Source organism: Streptomyces aureocirculatus (assembly GCF_000720475.1).
Lineage (GTDB): Bacteria > Actinomycetota > Actinomycetes > Streptomycetales > Streptomycetaceae > Streptomyces > Streptomyces aureocirculatus.
The window spans coordinates 21,622-35,602 of record NZ_JOAP01000014.1 but is presented as its reverse complement, the minus strand read 5'-3'; the positions used below and the strand labels follow the sequence as shown (position 1 = coordinate 35,602).

At 72.8% G+C, this 13,981-nt stretch carries 12 protein-coding genes; 4 read left to right on the top strand and 8 right to left on the bottom strand.

The window, feature by feature from the left end:
• Positions 1–7 precede the first annotated feature (7 nt).
• Together IG78_RS0114615 and IG78_RS0114610 are read left to right on the top strand one after the other, a co-directional pair.
• Positions 8–556, top strand: a complete 549-nt coding sequence (locus tag IG78_RS0114615) for a cupin domain-containing protein (RefSeq protein WP_030563045.1) — start codon at positions 8–10, stop codon at positions 554–556.
• Positions 553–960, top strand: a complete 408-nt coding sequence (locus IG78_RS0114610) for a rhodanese-like domain-containing protein (protein WP_225882027.1) — start codon at positions 553–555, stop codon at positions 958–960. Before IG78_RS0114615 ends, IG78_RS0114610 begins: the two co-directional genes overlap by 4 nt.
• Positions 961–1,034: 74 nt before the next feature.
• Here the strand turns inward: IG78_RS0114610 and IG78_RS0114605 are convergent, their stop codons facing one another.
• From IG78_RS0114605 to IG78_RS0114585, 5 genes are all read right to left on the bottom strand, one after another.
• Positions 1,035–1,664, bottom strand: a complete 630-nt coding sequence (locus IG78_RS0114605) for a DUF6629 family protein (RefSeq protein ID WP_030563042.1) — start codon at positions 1,662–1,664, stop codon at positions 1,035–1,037.
• A gap of 91 nt (positions 1,665–1,755) precedes the next feature.
• Positions 1,756–2,562 carry a recombination regulator RecX gene (gene recX / locus IG78_RS0114600; protein WP_030563040.1) on the bottom strand — a complete coding sequence of 269 codons (807 nt, stop codon included), beginning with the start codon at positions 2,560–2,562 and terminating at the stop codon, positions 1,756–1,758.
• A 3-nt stretch (positions 2,563–2,565) separates the two neighbouring features.
• A complete protein-coding gene (gene recA / locus IG78_RS0114595) occupies positions 2,566–3,693 on the bottom strand; it encodes a recombinase RecA (protein ID WP_030563037.1) in 1,128 nt (375 codons plus the stop codon).
• A gap of 401 nt (positions 3,694–4,094) precedes the next feature.
• Positions 4,095–5,378, bottom strand: a complete 1,284-nt coding sequence (locus tag IG78_RS0114590) for an AI-2E family transporter (RefSeq protein WP_030563035.1) — start codon at positions 5,376–5,378, stop codon at positions 4,095–4,097.
• A 184-nt stretch (positions 5,379–5,562) separates the two neighbouring features.
• Positions 5,563–5,757 carry a DUF3046 domain-containing protein gene (locus IG78_RS0114585; protein ID WP_030563033.1) on the bottom strand — a complete coding sequence of 65 codons (195 nt, stop codon included), beginning with the start codon at positions 5,755–5,757 and terminating at the stop codon, positions 5,563–5,565.
• Positions 5,758–5,836: 79 nt separating this feature from the next.
• On the opposite strand from IG78_RS0114585, the gene IG78_RS0114580 reads away from it, so the two are divergent.
• Complete coding sequence (locus tag IG78_RS0114580) at positions 5,837–6,778, top strand: hypothetical protein (RefSeq protein WP_030563032.1); 942 nt, start codon at positions 5,837–5,839, stop codon at positions 6,776–6,778.
• A 12-nt stretch (positions 6,779–6,790) separates the two neighbouring features.
• Here the strand turns inward: IG78_RS0114580 and IG78_RS0114575 are convergent, their stop codons facing one another.
• Genes IG78_RS0114575 through IG78_RS0114565 form a run of 3 tightly spaced genes read right to left on the bottom strand, consistent with a single transcriptional unit; the run spans position 6,791 to position 9,062 of the window.
• Positions 6,791–7,099: an AzlD domain-containing protein gene (locus tag IG78_RS0114575; RefSeq protein ID WP_030563030.1), complete on the bottom strand. Its 309-nt coding sequence runs from the start codon at positions 7,097–7,099 to the stop codon at positions 6,791–6,793.
• Positions 7,096–8,040, bottom strand: a complete 945-nt coding sequence (locus tag IG78_RS0114570) for an AzlC family ABC transporter permease (RefSeq protein WP_078964990.1) — start codon at positions 8,038–8,040, stop codon at positions 7,096–7,098. Before IG78_RS0114570 ends, IG78_RS0114575 begins: the two co-directional genes overlap by 4 nt.
• A 56-nt stretch (positions 8,041–8,096) precedes the next feature.
• Complete coding sequence (locus IG78_RS0114565) at positions 8,097–9,062, bottom strand: AraC family transcriptional regulator (protein WP_078964975.1); 966 nt, start codon at positions 9,060–9,062, stop codon at positions 8,097–8,099.
• 79 nt (positions 9,063–9,141) lie between these two features.
• On the opposite strand from IG78_RS0114565, the gene IG78_RS0114560 reads away from it, so the two are divergent.
• Positions 9,142–13,833 (top strand): Lhr family ATP-dependent helicase, encoded by a 4,692-nt coding sequence (locus IG78_RS0114560; protein ID WP_030563024.1) that lies wholly within the window; start codon positions 9,142–9,144, stop codon positions 13,831–13,833.
• Positions 13,834–13,981 lie beyond the last annotated feature (148 nt).

Below are 13,981 nucleotides of genomic sequence, written 5' to 3'. Positions count from 1 at the left end.
GGTTTCCATGTCTGCTTCCGTACCGGCTTCCGCCTCCGTACCGACGCCCGCCCGTTCCGCGGGCACGCCCACCTCGGCCGAGCTTCTCGACTTCGTGCGCCGCACCGCGGCCGACGCCGACCTGGTCGCCTCGCTGCCCCTGGACCCTCAAGGTCGTACGTGGGTACGGCTGGAGGGCCCCCGGGGCAGTGAGGCCTGGCTGATCGGCTGGCCCCCGGGCACCGGCACCGGCTGGCACGACCACGCCGAGTCCGTCGGCGCCTTCACCACCGCGGCGGGCACCCTCAAGGAGAACTCGCTCGCCGCCCGCCTCCCCACCGACGGCTGGAAGACCCTGGAACTCACCGAAGGCGTCGACCGGGAACGGAACCTCGCCACGGGCCAGGGCCGGGCCTTCGGCCGCAACCACGTGCACGAGGTGCTCAACGAGTCCCCGACCGAACACGCCGTCTCCGTACACGCCTACTATCCGCCGCTGCCCCAGATCCGCCGCTACAGCCGCACCGGCCCCCTACTGCGCCTCGAGCACGTCGAGCGCCCGGAGGACTGGCAGTGAGCATCGACCACCCCCCTTTGAGCATCGACGAGTTGCTCGACCGCGTACGGCTCGGCCTCGACCGGGTCACTCCGGAGCAGGCACACGACATCGCGGGCTCCGGCGGGCTGCTCGTCGACACCCGGTACGCGGCCCTGCGCGAGCGCGACGGCCTCGTCCCGGGTGCCCTCGTCGTCGAACGCAACGAACTGGAGTGGCGCCTCGACCCCCAGGGAAGCCACCGTGCCCCCGAGGCCGTCAGCCACGACGTGCGCGTCGTGGTGTTCTGCAACGAGGGCTACGCGTCGAGCCTCGCGGCAGCCTCACTGCGGCAGTTGGGGCTGCGGCACGCCACGGACCTCATCGGGGGCTTCCAGGCGTGGAAGGCCGCGGGGTTGCCGGTCGAGGAGAGCGGCCTCTCCTAGGCGGCTTCCCATGCAGCGCTCGCCCTCCCCCGGGCCGGGGAGTACGGCGCGCGTGGGGGCGCCTGCTCCCGGCCCTACGGTCGTGCAACGTGGGGCCGGCGCCTTGCGGCCCACAGCGTCAGGACCACCGAGCTGACCGCGGCGAACGCGCACCACGTCGAGATGTACTCCTGCCGCCACAGCACCACGGACACCGCGGCCCCGACGGCGACCAGGACACCGAACAGAACCAGGCCCCGGTCGCCGGACAGGAGCAGGGAGCCGATGGTGGCGAAGAGGTAGCCGCCGACGATCAGCTCCGCCTGTGACAGCCCCAGGGAGTATCCGACGGTGTGGCCACGGATCTCGGCCGTCACGGTGCGGGTCGCAAGGGCGTACGCCAGCGCCGCCGCCGTCGCTGCTCCCGCCGCCAGGGGGATGAGCAGACGGCGGCGGGCGCCCGGCGGCGCGGCGCACAGCACGGCCGCCGGTACCCACAGCGCGAGGAGCGGCAGCGCGATGACGGCCCAGGCGATGGTGGCGGGCCCGGTGCCGCCGTCGTTGCGCCAGACCGCGGCCTCGACGATCTGGTGGGCCCCCAGGAGGAGCGGCAGTGCGGCGAGCGGCAGGTCACGGGGGCGGCGGGCCGCCAGGGCCACCGAGACGACCCCCACGGCCGCGATGCCCGTACCCGCGACGAGGTCGGCCGTTGCGCTCCAGCACATGACAGCAACGCTACGACCGCCGCGGTGCGGGAGCGCGCCGAAGCCTTCCGCGGGGCTACGTCACGCAGGCCCGGGCGAGCCGGGGACCTGCTCAGACCCCCTCGTGCCCCAGCTCCTCGGTGTCCTCGCCCTCTTCCTCAAGGGCCTGCCTGACGACTCGGAGGGCCATGCCTTCCGGATAGCCCTTGCGGGCGAGCATGCCCGCGAGGCGGCGGAGCCTCTTGTCACGGTCGAGGCCGCGGGTGGAGCGGAGCTTGCGGGCGACGAGCTCGCGGGCGGTGGCTTCTTCCTGGTCCGAGTCGAGCTGGCCGACGGCCTCCTCGATCACCGACGAGTCCACGCCCTTGGTCCGCAGCTCCCGCGCGAGTGCCCGCCTGGCCAGGCCCCTGCCGTGGTGCCGGGACTCGACCCAGGCGTCCGCGAAGGCCTCGTCGTTGATCAGGCCGACCTCTTCGAAGCGCGAAAGGACTTCCTCCGCCACGTCTTCGGGGATCTCCCGCTTGCGCAAGGCGTCGGCCAGTTGCTTGCGCGTGCGCGGGGTCCCGGTGAGCAGGCGCAGGCAGATCGCCCTCGCCCGCTCAGCCGGGTCCCCCGTGGGCGGTTCCCCGTCCTCGGCCCTCGACGAGGACGGGGAACCGCTGTCCTGTGGGCTGCCGAAACCGCCGCGCCGTCGACGGCCACCGCTGCGAGCGCTCCTGTTGCCCTGCCCTCCGCCCTGCCGCTCGCCGCTCCGCCGACCACTGCCCTGGCGACCGCCGCCCTGGCGACCGCCGCTCTCGCCGTCGTCCGGGGTCCCGGGGTCGGCATCCTCCAGGGCGTACTCCTCCGGCCCGACGGCGGTGAAGCGGTCGCGCTCCGCGGGGACTGCGTGCTCCGCCCAGTCGGTTCGTCGTGTCACGGCCTAGCTCTTGGCCGCCGCGGCCTTGGACTTGGTGGCCTTGACCGCGGGGGCGGGCACCGTCTTGGCCGCTTCCTCCGCGGCGGGAGCGGCGGCTGCTACCACGTCGGCGCCGGGCTCCGCCGCGGGCTCCGGGCGCACACCGACGCCCAGCTTCTCCTTGATCTTCTTCTCGATCTCGTTGGCGAGGTCGGGGTTGTCCTTGAGGAAGTTGCGGGCGTTCTCCTTGCCCTGGCCGAGCTGGTCGCCCTCGTACGTGTACCAGGCGCCTGCCTTGCGGACGAAGCCGTGCTCCACGCCCATGTCGATCAGGCCGCCCTCACGGCTGATGCCGTGGCCGTAGAGGATGTCGAACTCGGCCTGTTTGAAGGGCGGCGCGACCTTGTTCTTGACGACCTTGACGCGAGTGCGGTTGCCGACCGCGTCCGTGCCGTCCTTCAGGGTCTCGATACGGCGGATGTCCATGCGCACCGAGGCGTAGAACTTCAGCGCCCGGCCACCGGTCGTGGTCTCCGGCGAGCCGAACATCACGCCGATCTTCTCGCGTAGCTGGTTGATGAAGATCGCGGTGGTCTTCGACTGGTTGAGCGCGCTGGTGATCTTCCGCAGGGCCTGGCTCATCAGCCGGGCCTGGAGACCCACGTGCGAGTCGCCCATCTCACCCTCGATCTCCGCGCGCGGCACCAGGGCGGCGACGGAGTCGATGACGATCAGGTCGAGCGCGCCGGAGCGCACCAGCATGTCGACGATCTCCAGGGCCTGCTCGCCGTTGTCCGGCTGGGACAGGATCAGGTTGTCGATGTCGACGCCGAGCTTCTTCGCGTACTCCGGATCGAGGGCGTGCTCCGCGTCCACGAAGGCGACGGCGCCGCCGGCCCGCTGTGCGTTGGCCACGGCGTGCAGCGTCAGGGTCGTCTTGCCGGAGGACTCCGGGCCGTACACCTCCACCACACGGCCGCGCGGGATACCGCCGACGCCGAGCGCGACGTCGAGCGCGGTCGACCCGGTGGGGATGACCTCGATGGGCTCGTTCGGCCGCTCGCCCATGCGCATCACTGCGCCCTTGCCGAATTGCCGTTCAATCTGTGCGAGCGCGGCGTCGAGCGCCTTCTCGCGGTCGGTTCCTGCCATGGGTTCCACCCGATTTGCTTGAGTCGATCGCTTCACGTCAAAGACGCTAACGCCTGCCACTGACAATGCGCCTCGACGCCCTCCCGGCCTGTGGACAACTCGGGCCGATCCGTCCGCCGCAATCCACCGGCGCGGCCCGGGAACACCCCCGCGAACCCCCGGGACGACGCCGCCGGAACCTCCATCAGAATGGATGTTCGATTTTACTGTCAAGCGCACCACGCGGCACCGGCTCGAGCTGTTCAGCAGTCGGCGACGGCCCCGGTCTCGCGCCGCCCCCCGGGGCTCCGCGGCGTGCGACCGCCTACGGCTTGCGGGCAGGCCGCCGTGCTCGCCGATGGGCTCCGGGGCCGGGGAAGCCGCGTCCGGCCGCCAGAACGGCACCGATGCGCTGCCCGCGGCTACCGCGGACCGCTGGGCGGCGTCCGGTCGCCGCCCGCGGGCGGAACCGTGTCCGGGCCGGGTCTCTCCGGGCCTGTCAGCAAGCGCCGCACGCGCGCGAGGAGGGGCGATCCGCCGCGCCGGTGGTGCCCGTGGACGCGCGGGTCGTCCGTCACGTCGTACCGCTTCACGTACGCCCCCAGGAACGCCTGGAGCGTCGCCACCGCCGGGATGGCGATCAGTGCGCCGACCGCGCCGAGGAGCGCCGTGCCCGCGATGACGGACCCGAAGGCGACCGCCGGATGGATGTCCACGCTCTTGGCGGTGAGCTTGGGCTGCAGGACGTAGTTCTCGAACTGCTGGTAGATCACGACGAACACCAGCACCCACAGGGCGTACCAGGGGTTCACGGTGAAGGCGATCAGCATCGGCAGGGCGCCCGCCAGATAGGTGCCGATCGTGGGGATGAACTGGGATACCAGGCCGACCCAGACCGCGAGCACGGGCGCGTACGGCACGTCGAGGAACTCGAGCAGGATGTAGTGCGCGATTCCGGAGATGAGCGCCATCAGGCCGCGGGAGTAGAGATAGCCGCCGGTCTTGTTGACCGCGATCTCCCAGGCGCGCAGGACCTCGGCCTGCTTGGCGGGCGGCAGCACCGAGCACAGCGCGCGCCGCAGCCGCGGCCCGTCGGCCGCGAAGTAGAACGAGAACAGCAGGATCGTCAGGAGCTGGAACAGACCGCCGAGCACCTGCGCGGATACGTCCAGGACGCCACTGGCGCTGTTCTGCACGTACTTCCGCAGCCAGTCGGAGTGGATCAGGCTGTCCTGGACCTCCACCCGGGACAGATCCGTGTCGAAGTTCTGGTTGATCCAGCGGATGACCTTGTCCAGGTAGTCGGGGAAGTCCTCGACCATGTCGACGATCTGGCCGGCGAGCATCGACCCCATCATCGTGACGAACCCGGCACTCGCGATCACCACGCCGAGGAAGACGATGCCGGTGGCGAGGCCGCGGCGCAGGCCGCGCGCCGCCATCCAGCTCACGGCAGGTTCCACGGCGAGCGCCAGGAAGAACGCGATCAGGATGTTGATCAACAGCCCGGTGAGCTGGTGGAAGGCCCAGCTACCGAGCTGGAAACAGGCGAACAGCGTGAGCGCGAGCACCATGGCGCGCGGCAGCCAGCGCGGCATTCCGGTGCCACGGCCCTGGTCACTCCCCGCGGGGGGCTCGGTGGGCGGCGTGGTGCCGGGCGGTGCTGCCTGGGAGGTGATGTGCGCGGTCTCGTCTATGGGTGCCACCGTGACAGTCTGGCCCACGGCGCCGACATCCGGCCGCCGACCCCTGTTTCCGGGGTCCTACGCGTGTTTTCGGGGTCCTACGCGTGTTTCCGGGGTCCTACGCGCGCGTGCGGCAGTGCGTGGTGACGCGCCGGCCGGTCGGCGTGCCTCGGGCGGCCCGCCGTCCTGGGGCATCGGCCGGGTGTCAGTGGTTCTCAGCCGGTACGTCCATGGCGGAGCACACCGCGCGCCATACGTCCTTGGCCTCCCAGCCCGCGTCCAGTGCCTGGCGCACCGTGCGCCCGCCGAGCTCCGTCATCACGTGATCGCGCGCGAAGGTGTCGGCGTACCCCGCACCGAAGTGCTCCGCCATCCGCTCCCAGAAGACCGTCAACCGCATGCGTCCAGTATCGCGCCCCTGAGAGTGCAGCCCCGCGCAGAGGGCTCCCCGACGCCGCGTTCAGCCCTACCTTCGGAGCATGGCCGAAACTGGAGCGTCCCCGCACGCCGCTTCCCCTCCGCTCTCCCCCTTGCAGCGCGCCGAGCGGTTCGTCTGGCTCACCGCCCGCGTCCTCGAACAGCGGCGGTTCGCGTATCACTTCCTGGACGGCGGAGCCGACGTGGTGGAGACCGCGCTGGCCGCGTACGGCAACGAGGACGGCGGTTACGGCCACGCGCTGGAACCGGACCTGCGCGGTCCGGTGAGTCAGCCGCTGCACACCGGGTACGCGCTGCGCGTCCTGGACTCCGTCCGGCGCTGCGGGGGCATGCGCGTGGAGCGTGTGTGCCGCTATCTGACCTCCGTCTCGACGTCCGACGGCGCCCTGCCCGCGGTCCATCCGAGCCAGCGCGGCTACCCCTGCGCGCCGTTCGTGCCGGTGGTGGACCACCCGCGGAGCGAGCTCCTGTCGACCGGTCCTGTGGTGGGTCTTCTGCACCGCAACGAGGTGTGGCACGCCTGGCTGTTCCGGGCCACCGACTTCTGCTGGCTGACCGTGGAGTCCCTGGAGAAGTCGCATCCGTACGAGATCCAGGCGGCCGTCGCCTTCCTCGACGGGGCACCCGACCGCCCGCGCGCGGAGGCGGCAGCGGACCGGCTCGGCCGCCTCGTGCGCGAACAGCAACTGGTGGTCCTCGACCCGGCACGCGCCGACGCCGCCCCGGTCTCTGCGGGGTACGGGCCCGGGAAGCACCACTTCGCGCACGACTTCGCGAAGGCACCCGAATCGCTCGCCCGCGCGTGGTTCACGGACGAGGAGATGACACGCTCCCTGGACTTCCTGGTGGACGAGCAGCAAGAGGACGGCGGCTGGCCGATCCGGTGGCGCCGCTGGGCTCCGGGCACCGCCCTGGAGTCACGTCCGATCGTCACGATCGAGGCGCTGCGTACGCTGCGTGCGTTCGGCCGGGCCATCGCCTGAGGGCCGCACCGCTCACCCCGCGAGCGCCCGCACTCCCGCGGTGACGACGACGGCCGCCCCGATGACCACCAGGAAGGGCGCGCGCAGCAGCAGGGCCACGAGGGCCGCTGCCAGGCCTGCCGCCCTGGCGTCGAGCACGAGCTCCCGGCCGTCGGCGAAGGCCTGCTGGGCCGTGAGCGCGGCGAGCAGCGCCACCGGGAGGAGGGCGGCCAGGCGCTGTACGAGCGGCCGCTCCAGAGTGCCCGCGGACACGAGAAGCCCCGCGAGCTTGACGGCGTAGCAGCCGACGACCGTCACGGCGATGGCGATCCAGATGTTCAACGGTCCTCTCCTTGCACACGGTTCGGCTGCGGAGCGTCCGCGCACGAAAGGTCGGCGTCCGCGCACGAAAGGTCCGCGTCCGCGCAAGAAGGGTCGGCCTCCGCGCGCGAGGGGTCGGCCTCCGCGCGCGGGAGGTCGTCGTCCTGCGCGCGCCCTCCTCGGTCCTGCCGTGTCATGCGCCCCTCTACGTAGAGGACGGTCGGCACGGCCAGGGCGGCGGCAAGGACCGGCACCCCCGCCGGGAGGACCGGCAGCAGTCCCAGGCCCAGAAGTACGGCCACGGCAGCGACAGCCCGCTGCCGCCCGGTCCGCACCATCGGTGCGAGGAGGGCGAGGAAGACGGCGGGGCCGGCGGCGTCGAGCCCCCAGGGGTCGGTGTCGCCGATCGCTTCGGCCCCCAGCGCGCCCAGGAACGTGGTGAGGCCCCACAGGAAGTACAGGCTGGCCCCCGTGACGGCGAACCCGAGGCGGGCGGCACGCCGTCCCAACTGCGCCAGGGCCACCGCCGTCGTCTCGTCGATCACGAAGTGGGCGGCGAAGGGGCGCACCACGCGCGGGAGGGCCAGCAACTGGGACAGCCGCAGTCCGTAGAACGCGTTGCGCATGCTGAGGAAGACGGCGCCCACGGCGGCCGTGACCGGACTGCCTCCACCCGCGAGCGCGCCCACCAGGGCGAACTGGGAGGCACCGGTGAACGCCAGCAGGCTCAGGGCGCAGGTCTGCAGCACGGTGAGACCGCTGCCGGCCGACGTCACTCCGAAGGCGAACCCGGAGAGGCCGACAGCGATGCCGACACCGAGGGCGTCCCTGACGACAGCGGAATCGGCCCGACCCCCGCCACCGACGCCACCTCCACCATCACCGCCTCCACCGACACCTTGCTCACCTCCACCGGTGCCCTGCTCGTCCTCGGAACCGGCCTCGCCCGAGGGCCCGCGCAGCACGGTCTCCCGGGACGGTTCGGTCGAGCGGGATGCTCCGGAAATGCCTGCGGATGCTATTCGCTCTGCTGCCACCCCGGGGACGCTACGAGAGACGCCCACGAACGGTCTTGTACGTTCTTGCGCTCCCGCTGGTAGGCCCCCGGAGGCACCCCCACGATGCGGGCGAAGTGGCGGTTCAGATGCGGCTGGTCGGTGAAGCCGACGGCGACGGCCGCGGCGGCAGGGGACGTGCCCGCGTCCAGGAGGTGGCGGGCACGGCGCACGCGCGCGTCGGTCAGCCAGGCGTGCGGCGGCATGCCGTACGCGTCACGGAAGGCACGCAGCAGCGCGAAGGAGCTCACGCCGAGACCGGCGGCAAGCCGCTCCAGGCTCGGCGGGTCGGCGAGCTGCTCCTCCAGGACGGCACGCGCGCGTGCCGCCACGCGCTGTCCCGCCGAGCGCACGGTGCGCCGCGGCAGATTGCCGCCGTTGCGCCGCAGCAGCCGGGTGACGGCGACCCGCAGGAACGTGTCGGCGGCCAGCGCGTTGCCCTCCTCCGCAGCGCGCAGCACGCGGTGGACCAGAGCCACCGCGTACGGATCGTCGAGCACCGGAAGGACGAATCCGGGCGTCCCCCTGAGGGTGGTCGTCTCCGCGGCGATGGCGGCGACCACCTCGGGTGCGGGGTAGACGGCTCCGTACCGCCAGCCCTCGGGTGCCCCGGCGCGACCCGTGTGCGCGGTTTCGGGGTTGATGAGGGCAAGGGTCCCCGGCCCGGCGTGCCGGTCGGCACCGGTGTGATGGAACACGTCGACGCCTTCGCGGATCGCGGCGATGACGAAGTGTTCGTGGGTGTGGCGGCTGAACGTCTTGCGGACGTAGTGGGCGCGCAGCAGGTCGACGCCGGGCAACTCGGCGTAGGTCCAGTGCCGCGCCTGCTCGGCCGGACCGGCCGTGCCCCCCGCCGGACCGGCCACGCCCGCCGCCGGACCGGCCACATCCGCCGCCGACCCGGCCACGGCCCCCGTCGAACCAGCCATGCCCCCATTCTGCGCCACGGGCGCAACCCGTTTTCCGCAGGTCGGAGGCATTGTCAGTGGCGGGGTGCACGATGGGTCCATGGTCAGGTCCGCACGCAGTCCCGACGACGCCCTCGACGGCTTCTCCCCCGCGACCCGCGGCTGGTTCGCGGGGGCCTTCTCCGCGCCGACGTCCGCCCAGGCCGGTGCCTGGCGGGCCATCGCCGAGGGCTCGGACGTGCTGGTGGTGGCGCCGACAGGCTCCGGCAAGACCCTGGCCGCGTTCCTCGCCGCGCTCGACCAGTTGGCTTCGACCCCGCCCCCCGCCGACCCCAAGCAGCGCTGCCGGGTCCTGTACGTGTCGCCGTTGAAGGCCCTCGCCGTCGACGTGGAGCGCAATCTGCGCAGCCCGTTGACGGGCATTCGCCAGGAGTCCGTGCGCCTCGGCCTGCCCGAGCCCGAGGTGCGGGTGGGCATCCGCTCCGGGGACACCCCGGCGGCCGAGCGCCGTGCCCTGTCCACGCGCCCGCCGGACATTCTGATCACGACACCCGAGTCGCTGTTCCTCATGCTGACGTCCGCCACGCGGGACGCCCTCACGGGCATCGAGACGGTGATCCTGGACGAGGTGCACGCCGTCGCGGGCACCAAGCGCGGGGCGCATCTTGCGCTGTCCCTGGAGCGTCTCGACGCCCTCCTGAAGCGTCCCGCCCGCAGGATCGGCCTGTCCGCGACGGTGCGCCCGGTGGACGAGGTCGCGCGGTATCTGTCGCCGCAGCGCCGCGTAGAAGTCGTCCAGCCCGCGTCGGGCAAGGAGTTCGACCTCTCCGTGGTGGTGCCGGTCGAGGACCTGGGCGAGCTCGGCGGCTCCCCGGCGGCCGACTCCGACGAGGGTGCCGAGCGCCCCTCGATCTGGCCGCACGTCGAGGAGCGCATCACCGACCTCGTGCAGGCCCATCGCTCGACCATCGTCTTCGCCAACTCCCGCCGTCTCGCGGAGCGCCTGTGCAACCGCCTGAACGAGATCGCGTACGAGCGCGCGACGGGCGAGGCGCTGCCCGAGGACCACAGCCCGGCCGAGCTGATGGCGCAGTCGGGTGCCGCCAAGGGCGTGCCGCCGGTCCTTGCCCGCGCCCACCACGGGTCCGTCTCCAAGGAGCAGCGCGCCCAGGTCGAGGAGGATTTGAAGGCGGGCCGGCTGCCCGCGGTGGTCGCCACGTCGAGCCTGGAGCTCGGCATCGACATGGGCGCGGTGGACCTGGTGGTCCAGGTCGAGTCACCCCCCTCCGTGGCGTCCGGCCTGCAGCGAGTGGGCCGCGCGGGTCACCAGGTGGGAGCCGTGTCCACGGGAGTGGTCTTCCCGAAGTACCGCGGGGACCTGGTCCAGGCCGCCGTGGTCACCGAACGGATGCGCACGGGCGCCATCGAGTCGCTGCGCGTCCCCGCCAACCCCTTGGACGTGCTGGCCCAGCAACTCGTCGCGATGGTGGCCCTGGACCCCTGGCAAGTGGACGACCTGCTGGCCGTGGTCCGCCGTGCCGCGCCGTTCGCCTCGCTTCCGGAGTCGGCGTTCACGTCCGTCCTTGACATGCTCGCCGGGCGCTATCCGTCCGACGCCTTCGCGGAGCTGCGTCCGCGCGTGGTGTGGGACCGCGTGGCGGGCACGGTCACGGGCAGGCCGGGCGCCCAGCGCCTCGCGGTGACCTCCGGCGGCACGATCCCCGACCGCGGCCTGTTCGGCGTCTTCCTCGCGGGCGCCGACCCGAAGAAGGGCGGCGGCCGCGTCGGCGAGCTCGACGAGGAGATGGTCTACGAATCCCGCGTGGGCGACGTCTTCACGCTCGGTACGAGCTCCTGGCGCATCGAGGACATCACTCGCGACCGCGTCCTGGTCTCCCCCGCGCCCGGTGTGCCCGGCAGGCTGCCGTTCTGGAAGGGCGACCAGTTGGGCCGCCCGCTGGAGCTCGGCCGGGCCCTCGGCGCGTTCCTGCGTGAGGTCGGTTCACAGCCCCAGGACGACGCGCGGGCACGCCTGCTGGCCGCGGGCCTCGACACCTGGGCCGCGGAGAACGTCCTGACGTACCTCACCGAGCAGCGCGAGGCCTGCGGGCACATCCCTGACGACCGCACGATCGTGGTCGAGCGCTTCCGGGACGAGCTGGGCGACTGGCGCGTGGTGGTGCACTCGCCGTTCGGCGCCCAGGTGCACGCCCCCTGGGCGCTGGCCCTCGGCGCCCGCCTCACCGAGCGGTACGGCATGGACGCCCAGGTCATGCACGCCGACGACGGCATCGTGCTGCGCCTGCCCGACGCCGACCTGATGGGCCTCGGCCTCGACCTGCTAGACCAGAATCCGGCGCAGGACGGCGCGCCCCTCGACGCCCCCGTCTCGGCGTTCGACTCCGATCAGCCCCCCGTGGGCGCGGGCGACGTGGCCTTCGACAAGGGCGAGGTCCGTCAGATCGTCACCGACCAGGTCGGCGGCTCGGCGCTGTTCGCCTCCCGCTTCCGCGAGTGCGCGGCCCGCGCGCTGCTGCTCCCGCGGCGCAGCCCGGGCAAGCGCACCCCGCTGTGGCAGCAGCGCCAGCGCGCCGCCCAGCTCCTCGAAGTCACCAGCGAGTTCGGCTCCTTCCCGATCGTCCTGGAGGCGGTCAGGGAGTGCCTCCAGGACGTCTTCGACGTACCGGGCCTGACCGAGCTGATGGGCGACATCGAGTCCCGCAGCGTCCGCCTCGTCGAGGTCACCACCCCGGAGCCGTCCCCCTTCGCCCGCTCCCTCCTGTTCGGGTACGTGGCCCAGTTCCTGTACGAGGGCGACTCCCCCCTGGCCGAGCGCCGCGCCGCCGCGCTGTCCCTCGACTCCCGTCTCCTGGCCGAACTCCTCGGCCAGGCCGAGCTGCGCGAGCTCCTCGACGCGGACGTCCTCGGCACGCTGGAGCAGGAACTCCAGTGGCTCACGGAGGACCGCCGCATCAAGGACGTCGAGGGCGTGGCGGACCTGCTGCGCCTCCTCGGACCGCTCACGGACGCGGAGCTCGCCGAGCGCGGCGCGGAGCCCGAGTGGGCCACGGATCTCGCCGGGGCCCGCCGCGCCATCCGCGTACGCGTCGCGGGCGCCGACCACTGGGCGGCGATCGAGGACGCGGGCCGACTGCGGGACGCGCTGGGAACGGCACTGCCGGTCGGAGTCCCGGAGGCCTTCACCGAACCCGTGAAGGACCCCCTGGGCGACCTTCTCGCACGCTTCGCCCGCACACACGGCCCGTTCACCTCCGCCGCGGCCGCCGCCCGCTTCGGTCTCGGGGCGGCGGTCACTGACGGGGCGCTGCACCGCCTTGCGGCCAACGGCCGGGTCGTACAGGGCGAGTTCCACCCGGCGGGGATCGGCCAGGAGTGGTGCGACGCCACCGTCCTGCGCCGACTGCGCCGCCGCTCGCTCGCAGCCCTGCGCCACGAACTGGAGCCGGTGCCGCCCACCGCCCTCGCCCACTTCCTGCCGCAGTGGCAGCACTTGAGCGGACACGGACTGCGCGGCATCGACGGCCTCGTACGCGCCATCGAACAGCTCCAGGGAGCGACCGTCCCGGCCTCCGCCCTGGAGAAGCTCGTCCTGCCCTCCCGGGTCAGCGGCTACACCCCGGCCATGCTCGACGAACTGACGACAGCCGGAGAGGTGATCTGGGCCGGAGCAGGCGCGCTCCCCGGCAAGGACGGCTGGATCACCCTTTACCTGGCGGACGCGGCCCCCCTGCTCCTCGCGCCCCCGCACCCGTTGGAACTGACGGCGCTCCACCAATCCGTCCTCGACACTCTGTCCGGCGGGTACGGCCTGTTCTTCCGCCAGATCGCCGACCAGGTCCGCGCCACCACGCATCCCGAGGCCACCGATCCCCAACTGGCCGACACCATCTGGGACCTGGCCTGGTCGGGCCGCCTCACCAACGACACACTCACCCCCATGCGCGCCCTCCTGGGCTCCGGCCGCACCGCGGGCGCGACGGCGCACCGCGCCAGACGCAGCGTCCCGCGAGGGCGGTACGGCACGCTGACGGGCGCGGCCCGCCCCGTCTCACGCACGGGCCCGCCCACGGTCGCGGGCCGGTGGTCCCTGCTGCCCGCCCGCGAGCCCGACACGACCCTGCGGGCCCATGCCCTGGCCCGTACGCTCCTCGACCGGCACGGTGTGGTGACCCGGGGGGCGGTCGGCGCCGAGGGCGTGGAGGGCGGTTTCTCCGCGGTGTACCGCGTCCTCTCGGCCTTCGAGGACAACGGCCAGGCCCGGCGGGGCTATGTGGTGGAGGGCCTCGGGGCCGCGCAGTTCGCGATGGACGGCGCGGTGGACCGGCTGCGGGCCGGGGCCAACGCCCGTGAGCGCGGCGACGGCTCCCCGCGGTCCGACGCCCAGGCCGTGGTCCTGGCCGCCGCCGATCCCGCCAATGCGTACGGTGCCGCGCTGCCGTGGCCCGAGTCACCCGACGACGCCGGCCACAAGCCGGGCCGCAAGGCGGGCTCCCTGGTAGTTCTGGTAGACGGTGACCTGGTGCTCTACATGGAGCGCGGCGGCAAGTCGCTCCTGGCCTGGCCGATGCCTTCAGGCGACACGCCCCCGGCCGACGACCCGCGCCTCCTGGCCGCCGCCGGAGCACTGACCACCGCGGCCAAGGCAGGCGCCCTGGGCACGGTGACGGTAGAACGAATCAACGCCTCCCCCGCCCTGACCTCCCCCTACTCCCCCCTCCTGGAAAACTCCGGCTTCCACGCCACCCCCCGAGGCCTCCGCCTCCGCCCCTGACCCACACCCCCTCCACGCCACCACACCGCAGCCCCAGCGACGAAAGCCACAAGCCCCCGACCCGGACGGCGAAAGCCGCAAGAGGCACCGGCCCGCAGACACTGAACAACCCCAGGAGACCCGGACGGCGAAAGCCGCAAGAGCCACC